Origin of the sequence: Flavobacterium sp. H122 (assembly GCF_004959765.1) — a bacterium.
Lineage (GTDB): Bacteria > Bacteroidota > Bacteroidia > Flavobacteriales > Flavobacteriaceae > Flavobacterium.
In genome coordinates, this window is the sequence record NZ_SJZD01000006.1 from 164,508 (window position 1) to 183,395 (window position 18,888).

Here is an 18,888-nt window from a genome sequence, read left to right on the forward strand (position 1 = left end):
ATAGGTTTTTCCGTACAAAAATATAAAAATGCTGATTTGCTTTTACTAACTATCAGTAAATAGATTGTGCTATTAAAAACCCTCCCGTCCAAGCATTTTGAAAATTAAAACCTCCGGTTATAGCATCAATATTTAGAATTTCGCCAGCAAAAAATAAATTCGGGTGCAATTTACTCTCCATGGTTTTGAAGTTGATTTCTTTTAAATCGATTCCGCCTGCTGTTACAAATTCTTCTTTGAAAGTGCTTTTACCGTTAACTTGGAATTGACCGTTGTTCAGTTGATTCGCTAAATCTATTAGTTGTTTTTTATTTACATCAGCCCATTTGGTTTCATGATTTATTTCTGAGGCAGTCAATAAACTTTCCCATAATCGTTTTGGAAAATCAAACGGACAAAATTTTGAAACAATCTTCTTTGAATTAGCCTCTTTAATTTCTTTTAAATCATCCAAAACGGTTTCAAAATCCAAATCGTTTAACCAATTAACCTGTAACGTAAACTGATAATTTTTAACTGCCAATTCTCTTGCACCCCAAGCTGATAAACGCAAAATTCCAGGTCCGCTCATACCCCAATGCGTAATCAATAATGGTCCCGAAGCCTTTAATTTAGAATCTTTAACTTTTACTGAAGCAATTGCAGAAACGCCCATCAAATCTTTAATGCGGTTATCTTTAATATTGAAAGTAAATAAAGAAGGAACAGGAGCAACAATACTATGACCTAACTTTTGCATCATGTCCCACATTTTAGGATTACTTCCCGTAGTCATAACTAATTTTTGACATTTGAAAACTTGTTGATTGGTTTCAACTTTCCAATAGTTTTCACCTTGAAAAATCTCTTGAACGCTTTGTCCGGTCAGCACCTCAATTTTTAATTTTTTGGTAGTATTCAAAAAACAATCAATAATTGTCTGTGAAGAATCGGTTACAGGGAACATACGTCCGTCTTCTTCGATTTTAAGTTCGACACCATGTTTTTCAAACCATTCGATGGTATCTCCGGAGCAAAACTGATGAAAAGGCCCCCGAAGTTCTTTTTCACCGCGCGGATAAAATTTCACCAAATCATTAGGAATAAAGCAGGCGTGGGTAACATTGCAACGTCCGCCACCCGAAATACGCACTTTGGAAAGCACTTCTTTTCCCCGCTCAAGTATAGCAATCTTTAGCTTTGGATTTTTTTCTGCAATATTAATGGCCGTGAAAAAGCCCGCAGCTCCTCCACCTACAATTACAATGTCATAATTTGAAATCATACTCTTTCAGGAAAGTCAGAAATAATGGCATCGACACCAAGATTTTTGACAAAGGTAATATCTTCAAGTGAATTTACCGTAAAAGTATGTATCTGGAATTTATGTTCGCGGATTAAACTTACAGACTCAGGAGTTAACAGCTTGAACCATGGATTCACAGAATAGGCTTCAATCTTTTTGGCGAATTCGACAGCCTCTTCAAGATTACCTTCCGTTAATACACCTAATCGGATAACTTGATTCAATCTTTTTGTTTCTTTCAAAACTTCCCAGTCAAAAGAAGAAACCAAAACATTCTTATAATCAATTTCTCCTAAACGCTCAAATTTTTCAATTTCTTCCACCACAATTTCTGTTGCTTTAACATCTTTTATTTCGATGTTCAGAAATGCATTTTCAGGCAGCATATGAAAAACCTCAACCAATGTTGGAATACCCAGTTTTTGACATTCAGCAACGGTAAAATCTTTTACAAATCCGGCAGCATTTTTAATGGTTCTGTCAACTGTTTCATCATGGATAACAATTGCTTCGCCGTCAGCAGATAAATGAACATCCAACTCAATACCATCGGCTCCCAACTCAAATGCTTTTAAGAAAGAATCGATGGTGTTTTCAGCCACGTGGCCTTTTGCTCCTCTATGACCTATATTAAGCATTTCAATTTACAAAAATATAATATTGCCAAGGCTCTAATTTTGTCTTTTGCCCTTTCGTAAAAGAAATCGTTCTGCCAGTCATATAGTCTTGTAAATTGCCTTCTAAAGACAATTCAACATTTTGACTTCTTCGGGATAAGTTAGCTATAAACATTACTTTCTTATTTCCTTTTTCTCTTTCAAAAGCCAAAACCTTATCATCTGCAGAAGTTTCCAGACGATTATAGCCGGCAGGATTTTTACCTCCATGCAAAGCAGGATTTTCAATTTTTAGTTTCCCTAACTTTTCATATACCGGCTTCATTTTTCCAACGGTATGCGGGATAGTATCCTTTTCAAAAAATTTCAGTCTTTTCTTTAAATCATATTCCTGACCATTATAAATCAAAGGAACACCTGGCATTACATATGTTAGTGCAGTAAATACTTCCACAGCATTATTCATTCTTTCATATTCCGTTCCGTTCCAGGAATTTTCATCATGATTTGAAGTGAAATTCATATGAATATCGTCTGGTTGTAACGAATCTTTTACTTTTTGCATGTATTCATCAAAAGCTTTGACTGTTTTTTTGCCTTTGGCAATATCATTAAAAATATGATGTACTTCCCAACCATACTGCATGTCGAAAGCCTTTTTCATCAGTTCCGGTTTTTCAGCTTCGGCCAGCATAAAAACAGGCTTTACTTTATTGAGTTCGACAGAAGCCGTTTCCCAGAAATCCGTTGGCACTTCTCCAGCCACATCACAACGGAAACCGTCAACATTGAATTCATTTATCCAATATTTCATATCTTCAATCATTGCTTTACGAAGATTTTGATTATTATAATCCAGTTCGGCCACATCACTCCAATCAAACGGAGCAATCATCTTTCTGTCTTTATCACGGGTATAATACTCCGGATGTTGTGCAACCCAGGGATGGTCCCAAGCTGTGTGATTCGCCACCCAATCCAAAATGACAATCATGCCGTTTTTGTGAGCGGTATTAACCAAATATTGAAAATCCTCTTTAGATCCGTAAATATGATTGATACTTCTATAATCTCTAACAGAATAAGGGCTACCCAGATAAATTTTCTTTTCGATTACATCTTCAATATCTACAACTGACTTATTACTTGTTGCCTTTCGGTTTTTATAACCGATTTCATGAATAGGCATTAACCAAAGAATCTTTACTCCCATTTTTTTCAATTTTGGGATATCATGGATAAAAGCATTAAAAGTGCCTTCAGGTGAGTACTGACGGATATTGGCTTCGTAAATAACTGCGTTATCTGCCAGTTCCGGCGTTACTGACGCTGTTTCATTGTTTGAAGAACTACTTCCGCCGCTTTTACCTTCTTTTTTACAGCCAATTAAAGAAGCTATAACTAATGCACTTAAAATTATGTTTCTCATCTTTTTAATTCTATAATCATTGAAGATTTACCGTCTATAATCAATTCATTTTTAAGGTCAACAGAGGTACCCGAAATTATTTCAAAACCAGAATTATAATCTTGTAAACTCTCTTTAAATCTTGACAAATTAATCTTTTGTCCTTCGGTTGCATTGTTCATCACCACCATCACCGATTCTTTGTCATTATACCTGAAATAAATATAAACATTATTTTCCGGAATATAATGCTTTAATTTTCCGGAATGAATAACTTCTTTATTCTTGCGCCAGTTCAATACTTTTTTAGAGAAATTAAAATATTGATTTTGTTCAGCAGTTCTTCCCGCATTTGAAAAAGCATTGTTAGCATCGCCGTTCCAACCACCTGGGAAATCCTGACGAATATCTGCATCGCCTTTTCCTTTATCACCTGCCATCCCAATTTCAGAACTGTAATACAATTGCGGAATTCCTCGCATGGTTGCTAAAAGTGTCAATCCAAGCTGATATTTTTTGAAATCATTTTTATAAATCTGATTGAATCTACCGGTATCGTGATTTTCTAAAAAGAGTAATAAATTATTTGGATTAGCATACAAGAAATCATTCACAAAATTTTCATAGAATTTAATCATTCCGTTACTCCAATCGGCTTTATCTTCATTAAAAACATTTCCAAAAACATCGTGTAACGTAAAGTCCATCACACTTGGTAAATGTGAATTATAGTTTTGAATTTTCGCAATCGGGCTGTCTTTTTGCCAATAGGATATTTGCGCTTGGTCATGCATCCAAACTTCTCCTACAATGTTAAAATAAGGATACTCGTCAGTAATAGCTTTTGTCCATTTGGCAATGCCTTCTTTGTCGTTATACGAGTAGGTATCTACACGAAAACCATCCAAATCAGCATATTCAATCCACCAAATCGCATTTTGGATTAAATAATTCAATACTAATGGATTTGACTGGTTCAAATCGGGCATAGAAGGCACAAACCAGCCGTCCATACAATATTTTGCATCACGTTTTGAACCGTTTGTATCGTATTGTGTAGTCATTCGGTAATTGCTTTGCGCATAGCCGGGAAACTGATGAAACCAATCATAGGTTGGCATGTCTTTGAACATCCAGTGTTCTGCTCCCCAGTGATTGGTCACATAGTCCATAACTAACTTCAAATCTCTTTTATGCATTTCAGAGGCCAACTGCTTATATTCTTCGTTGGTTCCGTAACGTGCATCAATTTTATACACATCCGACTGACCATAGGTATGATACGAATAACCCTTATCATTATCCTCACAAAGTGGTGTACTCCAAATAGCAGTTGCGCCTAATTCTTTGATATAATCTAAATTATTGATGATTCCCTGAATGTCGCCGCCGTGTCTTCCGCCAGGCAAACTTCTATTGGCTTTTTCCTGTAATTCAGGAGAAGAATCATTATTTGGATTTCCGTTTGCAAATCGGTCAGGCATTAACAAATACATCACATCGGAAGCATTAAAACTTTTACGCAAAGCTGAATTTTCTTTTCTAGCTTTGATTTCGTAATTTCTTTTGAATGTTTTTTTACCATTGACAAACGTAAATTGCAATTGTTGTGCTTTTACATTTTTAGTATCAATTGTTACAAAAAGGTAATTTGGATTTTCAGTTTTTGTGATATTAGTAATTACAACATTATTTGAAACGGAAACCGAATTTTGTGCAATATTTTTACCATAAAACAAGATCTGAACCTCACTTTTATTCATGCCTTCGTACCAAAATGGCGGTTCTACTCTATCAATTTGGGCAGTTAATGAAAAAGTAAACAGACAAACTATAAGTTGAAATATTTTATTCATACTATTTAAAAAAATAACCCTTTCAGCATATACAACACTGAAAGGGCATATTATTATTTTATTTCTTTAATACTGATTCCGAAACCACCACCTGCAGCGGTTTTTAAAAGCAATTTTGTTTTATTGGTTACTTTTTGTTTTGAAATTTTATAAGCTTGCGGATTGGTTTTATAATCAGCGTTATCAGCATCAGCATAAATTGTTGCTTCGTATTTTTTACCTTTTTCTAAAAAGTCTAAATTAACCGTTGCTGTTCTAGCATTGTAACCATTTGAATTACCCACAAACCAATTGTTTGAGTTTTTATCTTTTCTGGCAATCGTTAAATAATAACCTGGTTCTGCTTCAAGGTATTTTGAGGTAGCCCAATCGACAGGAACATCCTTTATGAATTGGAACGCATCTAAAAATCGGTTATAATTTTCAGGCAAATCGGCTGCCATTTGCAACGGACTATACATGACTACATACAAACCTAGCTGGTTTGCTAAAGTTGTATTGACATGTGAATTATTCCCTGGGTTAATTTTTGCAATATCCATTTCAAAAATACCTGGAGTATAATCCATAGGCCCACCTATTAACCTTGTAAAAGGCAAAATTGTTGTATGATTTGCTTTTGAACCGCCAAACGCTTGAAACTCTGTTCCGCGAGCGGCTTCATTTCCTATCATATTAGGATAGGTTCTGCAAATTCCTGTTGGACGTACCGCTTCGTGCGCATTAATCATAATTTTATAATCGGCTGCTTTTTCGACTACATATTGATAATGATTTAAAATCGACTGACTGTAATGATGTTCCCCTAGAGGCAAAATATTACCCACATAACCTGTTTTGGCAGCCTCATACCCATTGTCATTCATAAATTGAAATGCTTTATCCAAATGACGTTCGTAATTTCTGGTAGCACCCGAAGTTTCATGATGCATAATCATTTTAACGCCTTTTGACTTCGCATATTCGTGAATTGCTTTCACATCAAAGTCAGGGTAAGGCGATACGAAATCAAAAACATAGTCTTTTTCGTGCCCAAACCAGTCTTCCCAACCCTGATTCCAACCTTCCACTAGCACCCCATCAAAACCATGTAAAGCAGCAAAGTCAATATACTCTTTGACATGTTTTGTGTTGGCTGCGTGTTTACCATTAGGTTTTGCTTTAGAAAAATCGGTAATCCCTAATTGTACCGAAGGCACCTCATCTGTATACGCCCAAGAACTTTTTCCTGTAATCATTTCCCACCATACTCCAACATATTTTACTGGCTTAATCCAAGAGGTATCCTTAATTTTTGAAGGCTCATTTAAGTTTAAGGTCATTCGTGAAGCTAGTATGTCTCTGGCATCAGGACTAACAATAATAGTTCTCCAAGGAGATACTCCTGGAGCTTGTAAATGCCCTTTGTTCCCTTTGGCATCAGGTGTTAAATGCGATTGAAATACAAAATTCTTGTCATCTAAATTCAAATGCATACACGAATAATTGATTAAAGCCGCTTCGTGAATGTTGATATACAATCCATCTACAGTTTTCATCATTAGTGAAGTTTGGACACCAGTGTCTGAAAACTGTTTTTGAGAGGCATTATCGGTAACCGCTTTTTTAAATAAACCTCTTATTTCAGAAAGCTTACTTTCGGTATAATCGTATTCCTGTGTATCATAATCGCCCGGAATCCAAAATGCCGTATGATCGCCAGTCATGGCAAATTCGGTACGTTCTTCTTTTACCACAAAATAGGTTAAGTTCTTTTGTTCTGGAAACTCATATCTAAATCCTAATCCATCATTAAACAATCTGAATTTTACTATAATATCTCTGTCGGTAGTATTTTGTTTCAGTCGTATAGCTAATTCATTATAATGATTTTGAACAGCAGTTTCTTCACCCCAAACCGGTTTCCAGATTTCGTTGAAGACACTTTCTTTTGCTTCTGTGATTTTGAAATTATTCAGCAGTGAATTTTTATCATTTTTCAGTTCCAAACCTAATTTACTTGGCTTAACTACTTCTTTACTTTTATAAAAAAGCTGGTACAACGGAGTACCATCATTTGCTAATGAAAAAATCATTTTAAAATTCCCGTTGGGAGATTTCAGTTCCTGTGCCGAAACGCCCAAAACGGATAGCAAAGCAATAATGACTGAAACAAAATATTTACACATAATTTTAATTTTTTATAAGTTGAGCCGCACCATTTACAATTACCTCAACGCTTTTATCGCCTTCGACGCTAACTTTTGTTTCCTGATGATTTACTTCAACTTTGACAATTGAATTTCTGAAATTTACCTTGAAAGAATAGCCTTCCCATTGTGATGGAATTCTAGGTTCAAACGTTAGTTTACCTTTTTTAACACGCATGCCACCAAAACCTTCAACAATACTCATCCAGGTTCCGGCCATTGAAGTAATGTGCAATCCTTCATGCACTTCTTTATTATAATCATCCAAATCCAAACGGGAAGTACGCAGATAAAAAGTATAAGCTTGTTCCATTCTCCCTAAAACGGCAGCTTGAATAGAATGTACACAAGGTGACAATGAACTTTCGTGAACTGTAAATGGCTCATAGAAATCGAAATGACGTTCTAATTCTTCTTTTGAAAAATGATCTTCGAAGAAATAAAATCCTTGCAACGTATCGGCCTGTTTGATGTAGGGTGAACGCAGAATTCTGTCCCAAGACCATTTTTGATTGATTGGGCGTTGTGATTTATCTAAATCGGCCACTGTAATTAACTCTTTATCTAAGAAACCGTCTTGTTGTAAATACACATGATGCTCTTTTGAATATGGGAAGTACATTTTGTTGGCGACTTTTTTCATCCCAAGTATTTCCTCGTTTTGTAGATTCACTTTGTGCATGATACGGGCATAATCGGCAGGATAATCCTCTTTAACTTTTTCAACCTGTTCCAAAGCATAATTAATACACCATTTGGCAATATAGTTTGTGTACCAATTGTTGTTTACGTTATTTTCATATTCGTTAGGCCCTGTAACCCCTAGAATTACATATTCACCTCTTTTGGTAGAAAATGTTGCTCTTTGATGCCAGAAACGCGCAATTCCGATTAAAACTTCCAATCCTTTTTCCGGTATGTAACTATAATCACCTGTGAATCGGTAATAATTATAGATAGCAAAAGCGATAGCACCGTTACGATGGATTTCTTCGAAAGTGATTTCCCATTCGTTGTGACATTCTTCACCGTTCATAGTCACCATTGGGTACAACGCTGCTCCGTTTTTGAAACCTAATTTTTCAGCATTTTCAATAGCTTTATCCAATTGATTGTAACGATACGCCAAAAGATTTCGTGCTACCTGCTGGTCTTTGGTTGCCATGTAAAAAGGAATACAGTACGCTTCGGTATCCCAATAGGTTGATCCCCCGTATTTTTCGCCGGTAAAACCTTTTGGACCAATATTTAAACGGGAATCTTTCCCTAAATAAGTCTGATTTAACTGAAAGATATTAAAACGGATTCCTTGTTGGGCTTTTACATCACCATCGATAGTAATATCACTCATTTCCCAAATTTTTGCCCAAGCTTGTTTTTGATTTTCAACCAAGCCATCAAAACCTAAGTGAGATGCTTTTTCAATCGCTTTTTTAGCAGAAGGAATTAAATTTTCTTCCGGATGATTGGTAGAAACGGTGTAGCCTCCTAATTTTTGAATGGATGCCGTCTGTCCTTTTGCCAGTTCAACTTCATATGAAAAAATTACTTTATCAATAGTTTCTTCCACATTATCCCGAATTCCTTCCTGCAGAACACCATCAATATAAATATTGTTTTGCATAAAGGTTGTTGCCGTAAAATGTGTTTTGAAAGTACGGGCTGTAACAAAAGCCTGATTATCACCGTACATTACACCTTTTGGCTCCCAGAATTTTTCTTCCCAGTTGGCATCTTCATTATGTACACCCGCATCCAAATACGGTTTAAAAACAATATTAGCTTCTGTATTTACCACAGTTACTTCGTAATGAATTGCTCCCAATTCATCTATATCCAAAGATAAAAAGCGGGTAATTTTTACTTTGATTTCAGTTCCGTTTTGAAGAACAGCATCGAAAGAACGGTAATAAATTCCTTCTTTCATGTTAAGCTCGCGGCGGAAATTGGCAACCGATTTACATTTGGCTAAATCTAAATTTTCACCATTTACTTCGATGTTAATTCCAATCCAGTTTGGAGCGTTTAATACTTTTGCAAAATATTCGGGGTAACCATTTTTCCACCATCCCACTTTGGTTTTATCCGGATAATAAATTCCAGCTATATAACTTCCCTGAAAAGTTTTACCTGAATACGCCTCTTCAAAATTCGCACGCTGCCCCATGGCTCCGTTACCAATACTGAACAAACTTTCAGATGATTTTACTCTATCCTGTTCAAAACCTTCTTCTATAATCGACCAATTATCCGGTACAATATAATCCTGATTCATTTTTTCAATTTGAAATTTGAAATTCGAAATCTTCGAATTGTTTTAATGTAAAATTATGGTTTCGACAAAACTCGAATCCATGTGTAATAAATTAGGAAAACAATACTTGGCTTCTTTAAGTATTCTATCGTCTCCTATTCCTATACTCAACATACCTGCAACATTTGCCGCCTGTATTCCTGCTACCGAATCTTCAAAAACAATAGCATTATGATTTTCTATATCCAAAAGTTTTGCGGCACGCACAAAAACTTCCGGATCAGGTTTTGCATTCGTCACATCATTTCCATCCACCACAGTATCAAAAAAATGCAACAAACCTACTTTCTCAAGAATTGGTCTCGCGTTTTTACTTGCTGATCCCAATGCAATGAATTGTCCTTTACTTTTTATAAATTCTAATGTTTCTCTGACATTTGGAAGAATTTCAGATTCATTCATATTCTCAATATAGGAAAGATAATCAACGTTTTTTTGAACCAACCATCTTTCTTTTTCTTCTTCAGAAGCATTTATTTTTCCTAGACCTAAAATAATTTCCAGTGAACGAACCCGGCTCACGCCTTTCAATTCTTCATTATGTTCCGGGGTAAATAAAATCCCCAAGCTGTCGGCTAATTTTTGCCATGCCTTAAAATGATATTTTGCTGTATCTACAATAACACCATCCAAATCAAATATGAATGCTTTTTTACTCATTACCCTTTAATTACTTTTTCATCAGTGATTAAAAAATTGCATAATCCACCAATAATTAACGAAGTTCCTGCTAAAAACATTGGTGCTATTGCAGATGTCCCAAAAAGTTTTGAAAGCACATTTACACCACCTAATGCAGCTACTATCTGCGGAATTACAATAAACATATTAAATAACCCCATCATGGTTCCCATTTTGTTTTCATTCACTGAGCTTGAAAGCATTGCATAAGGCATTGACAATATACTACCCCATGAGAAACCTATAAGCAGGAATGAAATATTCAACCAGAACTGATCTTTAATAAATCCCATCAATACAAAACCTAATCCTCCCAGTATAAGAGAAAACATGTGGATGTATTTCCGGTTAACGACTTTATTTGCCGCATAAAAAGTAAGAATTAATGCAAATGCCATAGATGACAATCCGTAAAGTCCCATAGCTGAACCCACTTTATCCGAAGCCGTTTGAAATAACTTATTGGCCGCATCAAAAGCTTCCTGTTGGCCGGCAACAGCAAAATCAAAAGCTTCCTTATCAGGCGCAGGAGAATTGAAAACAAACTCTGTTAAAGCCGGCGTAGCCATACTCCACATGGTAAAAAAAGCAAACCAGCTAAAAAACTGTATAACTCCCAGTTTTTTCATTGTCACCGGCATTTCTTTTATTGAAGTAAACAAGTCCTTAAAAAAATGACTTTCCTGTTTCTGAGCTTTAAACTCCTCCAAATTTGAAGGCGGATATTCCCTTGTTGTTAGAACAGTATACAAAATACTGATTAAGAAAACCAAAGCACCTATTCCGAATGCTATTTTTACATATTCAGGAATTACCCCCGGGGCAGGATTATCTTCAAAGCCCATTTTATTAACCATCCAAGGTAAATTTGATGCCACCCAGGTCCCGATTCCTATAATTAAAGTCTGCAGTACAAACCCGTAAGAGCGTTGCGAATCAGGTAATTTATCAGCAACCAAGGCCCTGAAAGGCTCCATGCTTATATTTATTGACGCATCAAGTATCCATAAGAAACCAGCTGCTATCCATAAAGCGGAAGAATAAGGAAGAAAAAATAAAGCAAACGAACTAAGAATTGCCCCTATTAAAAAATATGGTTTTCTTCTTCCGTAACGAGGTGACCATGTATTATCACTCAAATGCCCTATTATAGGCTGAACAATTAAGCCAGTAAGAGGTGCTGCTATCCACAGCCCGGGTATTTCGTGCGGTTCTGCTCCAAGAGTCTGAAAGATTCTTGACATAAATCCTCCCTGAAGGGCAAAACCGAATTGTATCCCTAAGAAACCGAAACTCATGTTCCAAATCTCCCAGAAACCTAATTTACGCTTTTCCATTATCGTAATTTAAAATTCATACTACGATAAGCGTTTATGTGCTTATCAAAACATATTTTTTAGTATCGAAGTAAAAGTATATGCCTGATAATTATTGTAAATATATACATTGAAATGAGATATTTTCAGCTCACTTCAATTAAAACCTCACTACAACGTTTGAGTCTTAATAACTTTTTACGGAGTGGACTCTCTTTCCACCAAGTAGGTCTCTATGACTTCTGTTGTGTAGTATTCGTCCTCTTCATCATTCTCAAGACGGTCAATTAATAATTTGGCCGCTTTTTTCCCCATTTCCAATCCATCCTGACTTACTGTTGTTATGGAAGGCGTTGAGTATTTAGAGATTATTCCATCTGTAAATCCAATTACCGAAAAATCTTCAGGTACTTTTTTACCCATTTTATTAGCAACTTTAATAGCAGTTACCGCAAACAATTCATTAACAGCAAAAACAGCGTCCAAATCAGGATGCGCCATCAGATAGGTTTCAATTTGCTGTTCACAACTTTCCATGTCTTCAATTTTTAGAATCAAATCCTCATTGACTATCATATTGTTATACCGAAGTGCTTGTAAATATCCATCTGTACGTAACTTTCCTACACTTACATAATCTATGGTTGTAAGCAAGCCAATTTTTCGCATTCCTTTATAGACCAAAAAATTAACGGCATCTTGGGCTGCTGTTTTGTCATCAATTATAACTTTATCACAAAAAATATCATTGGTGACTCTATCAAACATAACCACGGGCATACCTTGACTGATTACTTCAGTTATATGATGGAAATCTTTTTTTTGCTGTGTTTCTTTGGACAATGCCATAATAAAGCCATCAATACTGCCACCAGCAAGCATTTCCATATTTATGACTTCTTTATCAAAAGATTCATCAGACAAACACACCATCACATGGTAACCAAAGCTATTCGCATAATGTTCAATTCCGTTGATTACTGTTGCAAAAAAATGATGTACAATTTCTGGAATAATTACACCTATTGTTTTCGTTTTTCTATTTTTCAAACTCAATGCTATATTATTTGGCTTATAATTATACAATCTTGCAAAAGCTTGTACTTTCTCTTTCGTCTCTTCGCCAATTTCCGGACTATTTCTCAATGATTTTGAAACAGTTGAAATGGAGACATCAAGTTCTTTTGCAATTTGTTTTAGGGTAACTTTCTTTTTCATTAAAGATTCTCAAATTGTGAATTCAAAAATAAAGGTAGATTTTATTTTTTAGATTGACAATTTTACTACTAAAAATATACATTTCATTAAAAGTTTTCAACACGAAAACGATTTCGTTTAGGTTTTAACAAGGGTTCCTGAAAATTGATAGAATATTTACTTAAATTTAACTTATCGAAGTAAAAGTTAATGTCCTCTAAATTAATTTTTAACCTAAACTAAATGTATGAAAACAACGTTTAAACAGTTTTTATTCTGGCTACTGTTTATTCCTTTTAACTTACTTGCACAGAGCAAATTACAAGGAATAGTCACGGACAACACATCCAACCAGCCTCTCCCAGGAGTAAATGTAACTGTTCAAGGAACTTCCAATGGAGTTTCCACAGGATTTGACGGAAAATTTGAACTGTCAAATCTTAAAATAGGGGATATTATAAACTTCTCTTTTATTGGCTTTCAAGACCAATCTATAACATTCAACGGACAATCTCAAGTCAGCATAGTTCTACAAGACGAAACAAATAAATTAGGAGAAGTTGTAGTTGTAGGTTATGGTACTGTTAAGAAAAAAGATGCGACAGGATCAGCCTCAGTATTATCAAACAAAGAATTCAACAAGGGTTCGATAATTACAGCAGAAAACCTATTAAACGGACGAATTGCCGGTGTTACTGTTAACACAAGCGGAGCTCCGGGTTCTGGATCAGAGATAAGAATCCGCGGAGGTTCATCTTTATTTGCAAGCAACGATCCTTTGATTGTTGTTGACGGACTTCCAATAGAAAACAAGACTGCCACAGGAGGAACATCTTTCTTAGCCTCATTAAACCCAAGCACTATCGAATCTATGACTATCCTAAAAGACGCTTCTGCTACTGCCATTTACGGATCAAGAGCATCTAACGGGGTTATCATAATCACAACAAAAAAAGGAAGCAAAAATCTTTCTGTTGAATACAACGTACAGTACGGATCAGGAAAACTGACTGACACTGTAGATTTATTAAACAGTTCGGAATTTGTAAGTGCAATTGAAACATACTTTCCGGATGATACCAACCTTCTGGGTGTTGACGATCCAAACTCAAACGCAACTGACGACCCTGCAACTAAGGGCATTATTGAAGGTAGAATTATTCACAACACAGATTGGCAGAAGGAAATCTACAGAAAAAGTACACAAACTATAACTCAGGATCTCAACCTGAGAGGAAACTTATTCAAAGCTATCCCTACCCGTTTAACTTTAGGTAACACCTTTCAGGAAGGATTAAGACTTACCAATAAATTCACAAGAAACTCTATTGGTTTGGCATTAAACCCTACTTTATTTAAAGAACATTTAAAACTTTCTGTAAATGCCAACTATTCAAACGAGAGAAATCGATTCACAAACGGAGTTGAAGGCGGTGCATTACGATTTGACCCAACTAAACCTGTATATCAGTCAAACTCAATTTGGGGTGGATTTTATGAAAACACTTCAAGTCCAACCGAATTATCCAACACGGCCAGAAATCCTGTTTCTGAACTTCTGTTAAGAAATGACACTGGAATTGTGGACCGAATTTTTGGTAATGTACAAGTTGACTATAAGTTTCATTTTTTACCTGAATTGAGAGGTGTGATCAATGTAGGTTTAGACAAAACCAAAGGAGAACGAAATCTTTTCATCCCAAGATATGCAGGAACTGCTGATGGAAACGGAACAAGCTTTTCAGGGAAATATGGAAACAGCCAGTTTGACAGCTCTGAATCAACCAACAAATTATTTGACGGCTATTTAGTTTACAGCAAAGAATTCGGGAAATTGAATTTAGAAGCTACCGGAGGTTATTCTTACCAGAAATTTGAATCTGAAAGCTTTACCTCAAGAAATAAATTTAATCCAACATCAGCAGGCCCTGAAACCACTATTGATACTGATTTGGTTTTAATAGGCTTTTTCGGAAGAACAAATCTTAACTGGAACGACAAATACCTTTTAACATTAACTTACAGAAGAGACGGCTCGTCCCGTTTCCCGAAAAATGAAAAATGGGGAAATTTCCCGGCAGCTTCCTTTGCATGGAAAATGAACAATGATTTATTTAATGAAGATAGCACAATCTCTGACTTAAAATTAAGACTGGGATGGGGGATAACAGGACAACAGGATCTACCAACTGATGCAAGAAATTATTATTTGCCAATTTATGCAACTGGCAATCCTAATTCACAGTATTATTTTGGTGAGGAAACTTATATTGTGGGATTGCCTTCGCCTACAAACCCATACCTGAAATGGGAAGAAACCACAACTTACAATACAGGTTTGGATTTCGGAATATTCAAAAACAGAATTAACGGGGCCGTTGATGTTTTCTATAAACAATCAGACGATTTATTAGCAAATGTTGCTTTTGCAGATGGTGGAAATTTCTCGAATGCAGGATGGCAGAACATTGGAAGTTTCACCACAAAAGGTATAGAACTGAACATTAATACTGAGATTTTTAAATCAGATAATTTCAACTGGACCACTAATTTCAATGCAACAAAATACGAAAGACGTATAAAAGAACTGGCATTTGGCTCTAACATCCTTGTAGGCGGAATAGGCGGAGGAACAGGAGGAACTATTCAGGTTCATAGTGAAGGATACACTCCTAATTCATTTTTTGTGTATAAACAACTTTACGACACTAACAACAAACCTATTGAAGGTGCTTATGCTGATTTAAACAGAGATGGTATCATCAACAATGACGACCGTTATATCTACAACAATCCAGATCCTGATTTCTTATTAGGTTTCCAATCCAATATGAATTATAAAAATTTTGATTTTTCTTTCAATTTGAGAGCAAGTATTGGAAACAGAATTTACAATAACGTTAATTCTTCAAGAGCACAGCTAAACTTATTGAAAGATAATGCCATGTTAGGAAACATTCCGTCTTCAGCTCTAGACAGCCAGTTTACAACCACATCAGATGTTATTCTGTCAGATTATTACATTGAAAACGCATCTTTCCTTAGAATGGACAATGCCACACTTGGTTACACTATACCAAAATGGATTGACGGAAAAGCTTCTTTGAGATTGAACATTGGAGTACAAAACCCTTTTGTTATTACAAAATACAGCGGATTGGATCCTGAAATCACCAGCGGTATAGACAATACAATCTACCCGAGACAAAGACAGTTTTTATTTGGTGCAAATGTGAAATTTTAATAATTAAACCATGAAAAATTTAAAATATAAGATAATTTATATAATTGGATTAATAACATTTTGCACATCATGTACAGATGATTTAAATGTTACCCCAAAAGATGATGATCTTTTCCTTTCAGATGATTTCTTCTCTTCGGAAGATTCATACAAACAAGGTTTGGCAGGCATTTATGGAAATTTATCCTTAACAGGGCTTAATGGAGCTGAATCTTCAAACATACAGGGAATTGATGCCGGTACAAGTCAATATGGCCGTTGTTTATGGTACATGCAGGATTTAGCTGCTGATCAGGCAATCTGGAGTTATGAAAACGATCCGGGCGTTGGTGAAATACAAAGAAATACCTGGAATGCCAACAATCCTATACTTAGAGGAATGTTTGGCAGAGCTATGTTTCAGGTAGCTTTAGTTAATGAATACTTACGCCAGACTACTCCTGAAAAATTAAGCTCCAGAGGAGTAACAAACACACAGTTACTAAACGACGTTGCTTTATATCGTGAGGAAGTAAAAGTATTAAGAGCATTAGCTTATTACCATTTAATGGATTTATTTGGAAAAGCTCCGTTTGTAACTGAAAACGATCCGATAAATACTGCCGGACCGGAATATGACAGAGCAGAATTATTTTCATTTATAGAAGAAGAATTAACTGCAGTACTGCCATCTTTAAAAGAGCCTAAAACAAATGAATACGGTCGTTTGGACAAAGCAATGGCCTGGATGATTCTGGCTAAAATATACCTTAATGCCGAAGTCTATATTAACACACCCAAATATACCGAGTGCGTTACTATGTGCAACAACATTATTAATGCCGGCTACACTCTGGAAGCAAATTATTTAGACAATTTCAAAGCAGACAATCATACATCTACAGAGATGATTTACAGCATTCAGTCAGATGGTACAGCAACTCAAAATTATGGTCCTACTACAGTTTTGATTAATGGTCAGGTAGGATCTTTAGAGAAAAACGGCGCTTCATTAGGTGTTGGAACAGATGGCTGGGGTGGCGCTTTGCGTTTGAGAAAACAGTTTGTCCAAAAATTCAATGGAACACAATTCAATACAGATGAGAGAAAAACAATCATTTCTGCAGACAGACCAATTGAAATTACTTCAATCTCCACACCTAAACAAGGCTACATTTTAGCAAAATATTCCAACATCAGCTCTACCGGCGTGGCAGGCTCCAACAAAACTTTTGTTGACACTGACTTCCCGTTATTCAGACTTGCCGACGTGTATTTAATGTATGCAGAATGCGCTCTTAGAAATTCAGGAAACGCAACTAAAGATCAGGCTTTGCTTTATGTGAACGAATTAAGGGAAAGAGCAAACAATGGCACATCATCAAACATTACTGTAAACGATTTAACATTAGATTTCATACTGGATGAAAGAGCCAGAGAGTTACATTGGGAATCCCACAGAAGACAGGACTTGATCCGTTTCGGTAAATTCACCGGTGGTTCCTACAACTGGACATGGAAAGGAAACAGTCAAAGCGGTATTGCCATTCCGGCACATTTTAATGTATATCCTATACCCGCTGCCAGTCTGGCTTCAAACCCCAATTTAACCCAAAACCCTAATTATTAATAAACTCATAGATTATGAAAAATATATATAAATATTTATCAATAGGTTTAATGGTTCTTACATTAAACTCATGTGAAGATGAAAATAATTTTAAAATTCTAGAACCTAAAGAAGCAGCTTTTGAAATAGTAACACCCTCAACTGGAACATCCATCATTCTATCAGAGGCGACTCCAAACAATCCCGCAGTTACTTTTACATGGCAGCCTGCTGTTTATACGGTACCAACTGCTATAACTTATACGGTTCAGTTTGCTAAAAACGGAACTGATTTTGCAACACCAGTTGATATTACTGAATCGCCAACTACAAATGCAACCATTAATGTTGCAGAACTGAATTTGAATGCATTAATGCTGGGGGTTGCTCCTTTTACTGAAGGAACAATCGATGTAAGAATTAAAGCTACAGTAGGCACAACCGGAGCTGAACCGAAATATTCAAATACAATAAACTTATCTGTAACACCATTTGGATGTTTGAATCAATATGGTGTAGGAGCTGGTTTAGTAGATGCCGGATGGAACTGGAACAGCCCTGTTGTAATGTTTTGTAATGACAATGTGTTGACCGCTACTGTAAACCTAACAAATGACACTTTCAGATTCTTCACCACTGAAGGAGACTGGGGTTCTGGCAGAAACTTCCCTTATTACACAGGAGAAGGTTATGTAATTTCTTCAACATTAGTTAATGCAAATGACGGAGACAGCAACTTTAGATTTATTGGAACTCCCGGTTCACACCGATTAAAAATAAATGAAAACAATAAAACGATTTCTGCTTTTCAGGGAACAGACGCGACTGGATCGTTTTGGTTAGTAGGCGCGGCTACTCCAGGCGGCTGGAGCTGGGCAGGAAACAATGAAACTGAACTTGGTAAAATCAACAATGGTGTGTACGAAGTTCCGGTTGAATTAAAAAACAATGAAACATTCAGAGTCTGGCTTGCAAATGACGGTGGTGACAGCTGGGGTTCTCCCAACAAAAACTTCCCTTCTTACATAGCTGACGGATACACTATTTCAGCTGATTTTGTGAATGCCAATGACGGAGACAGCAACTTCAGATATGTTGGAGCTACGGCTACAAAATTATTTAAAATAGACACTGTCAACAAGACCATAACATTTAATTAAAAACTTACCAAAAGGCTGGTTTTACCAGCCTTT

Annotated in this window: 12 protein-coding genes; 3 read left to right on the plus strand and 9 right to left on the minus strand. The window is 36.0% G+C overall.

What is annotated here, in order from left to right; all coding sequences use genetic code 11:
* Nucleotides 1-52: 52 nt before the first annotated feature.
* From EZM65_RS10815 to EZM65_RS10855, 9 genes are all read right to left on the minus strand, one after another.
* Nucleotides 53-1,264 (minus strand): NAD(P)/FAD-dependent oxidoreductase, encoded by a 1,212-nt coding sequence (locus EZM65_RS10815; protein ID WP_136668575.1) that lies wholly within the window; start codon nucleotides 1,262-1,264, stop codon nucleotides 53-55.
* Entirely contained in the window at nucleotides 1,261-1,923 is a 663-nt protein-coding gene (locus tag EZM65_RS10820; protein ID WP_136668576.1) for a glycerophosphodiester phosphodiesterase family protein, read from the minus strand. The genes EZM65_RS10815 and EZM65_RS10820 overlap by 4 nt, the downstream gene beginning before the upstream one ends.
* A 1-nt stretch (nucleotide 1,924) precedes the next feature.
* Nucleotides 1,925-3,331 carry an alpha-amylase family glycosyl hydrolase gene (locus EZM65_RS10825; protein WP_136668577.1) on the minus strand — a complete coding sequence of 469 codons (1,407 nt, stop codon included), beginning with the start codon at nucleotides 3,329-3,331 and terminating at the stop codon, nucleotides 1,925-1,927.
* The gene (locus EZM65_RS10830; protein ID WP_136668578.1) at nucleotides 3,328-5,166 is read right to left on the minus strand and encodes a glycoside hydrolase family 13 protein; all 1,839 of its coding nucleotides are present in this window, start codon (nucleotides 5,164-5,166) and stop codon (nucleotides 3,328-3,330) included. The genes EZM65_RS10825 and EZM65_RS10830 overlap by 4 nt, the downstream gene beginning before the upstream one ends.
* A gap of 53 nt (nucleotides 5,167-5,219) precedes the next feature.
* Nucleotides 5,220-7,334, minus strand: a complete 2,115-nt coding sequence (locus EZM65_RS10835) for a glycoside hydrolase family 97 protein (RefSeq protein ID WP_211196212.1) — start codon at nucleotides 7,332-7,334, stop codon at nucleotides 5,220-5,222.
* Between the two features lie 4 nt (nucleotides 7,335-7,338).
* Nucleotides 7,339-9,630 (minus strand): glycoside hydrolase family 65 protein, encoded by a 2,292-nt coding sequence (locus EZM65_RS10840; RefSeq protein WP_136668580.1) that lies wholly within the window; start codon nucleotides 9,628-9,630, stop codon nucleotides 7,339-7,341.
* A 42-nt stretch (nucleotides 9,631-9,672) separates the two neighbouring features.
* A complete protein-coding gene (gene pgmB / locus EZM65_RS10845; RefSeq protein ID WP_136668581.1) occupies nucleotides 9,673-10,329 on the minus strand; it encodes a beta-phosphoglucomutase in 657 nt (218 codons plus the stop codon).
* The gene (locus tag EZM65_RS10850; protein WP_136668582.1) at nucleotides 10,329-11,687 is read right to left on the minus strand and encodes an MFS transporter; all 1,359 of its coding nucleotides are present in this window, start codon (nucleotides 11,685-11,687) and stop codon (nucleotides 10,329-10,331) included. Before EZM65_RS10850 ends, pgmB begins: the two co-directional genes overlap by 1 nt.
* 177 nt (nucleotides 11,688-11,864) lie before the next feature.
* Nucleotides 11,865-12,884, minus strand: coding sequence for a LacI family DNA-binding transcriptional regulator (locus EZM65_RS10855; RefSeq protein ID WP_136668583.1), 1,020 nt, complete (start codon nucleotides 12,882-12,884; stop codon nucleotides 11,865-11,867).
* A 226-nt stretch (nucleotides 12,885-13,110) separates the two neighbouring features.
* On the opposite strand from EZM65_RS10855, the gene EZM65_RS10860 reads away from it, so the two are divergent.
* The 3 genes from EZM65_RS10860 to EZM65_RS10870 are packed head-to-tail and all read left to right on the plus strand — an operon-like array spanning nucleotide 13,111 to nucleotide 18,855.
* Entirely contained in the window at nucleotides 13,111-16,107 is a 2,997-nt protein-coding gene (locus EZM65_RS10860; protein WP_136668584.1) for a SusC/RagA family TonB-linked outer membrane protein, read from the plus strand.
* 10 nt (nucleotides 16,108-16,117) lie between these two features.
* Entirely contained in the window at nucleotides 16,118-17,716 is a 1,599-nt protein-coding gene (locus tag EZM65_RS10865; RefSeq protein WP_136668585.1) for a RagB/SusD family nutrient uptake outer membrane protein, read from the plus strand.
* 14 nt (nucleotides 17,717-17,730) lie between these two features.
* On the plus strand, nucleotides 17,731-18,855 hold the full coding sequence (locus EZM65_RS10870; RefSeq protein WP_136668586.1) for a SusE domain-containing protein: 1,125 nt from the start codon (nucleotides 17,731-17,733) through the stop codon (nucleotides 18,853-18,855).
* The last annotated feature ends 33 nt before the right edge of the window (nucleotides 18,856-18,888 follow it).

Coding starts and splice junctions, on each gene's coding strand:
- EZM65_RS10815 (WP_136668575.1), bottom strand. CDS start 1,264: ATGATTTCAAATTATGACATTGTAATTGTAGGTGGAGGAGCTGCGGGC.
- EZM65_RS10820 (WP_136668576.1), bottom strand. CDS start 1,923: ATGCTTAATATAGGTCATAGAGGAGCAAAAGGCCACGTGGCTGAAAAC.
- EZM65_RS10825 (WP_136668577.1), bottom strand. CDS start 3,331: ATGAGAAACATAATTTTAAGTGCATTAGTTATAGCTTCTTTAATTGGC.
- EZM65_RS10830 (WP_136668578.1), bottom strand. CDS start 5,166: ATGAATAAAATATTTCAACTTATAGTTTGTCTGTTTACTTTTTCATTA.
- EZM65_RS10835 (WP_211196212.1), bottom strand. CDS start 7,334: ATGTGTAAATATTTTGTTTCAGTCATTATTGCTTTGCTATCCGTTTTG.
- EZM65_RS10840 (WP_136668580.1), bottom strand. CDS start 9,630: ATGAATCAGGATTATATTGTACCGGATAATTGGTCGATTATAGAAGAA.
- pgmB (WP_136668581.1), bottom strand. CDS start 10,329: ATGAGTAAAAAAGCATTCATATTTGATTTGGATGGTGTTATTGTAGAT.
- EZM65_RS10850 (WP_136668582.1), bottom strand. CDS start 11,687: ATGGAAAAGCGTAAATTAGGTTTCTGGGAGATTTGGAACATGAGTTTC.
- EZM65_RS10855 (WP_136668583.1), bottom strand. CDS start 12,884: ATGAAAAAGAAAGTTACCCTAAAACAAATTGCAAAAGAACTTGATGTC.
- EZM65_RS10860 (WP_136668584.1), top strand. CDS start 13,111: ATGAAAACAACGTTTAAACAGTTTTTATTCTGGCTACTGTTTATTCCT.
- EZM65_RS10865 (WP_136668585.1), top strand. CDS start 16,118: ATGAAAAATTTAAAATATAAGATAATTTATATAATTGGATTAATAACA.
- EZM65_RS10870 (WP_136668586.1), top strand. CDS start 17,731: ATGAAAAATATATATAAATATTTATCAATAGGTTTAATGGTTCTTACA.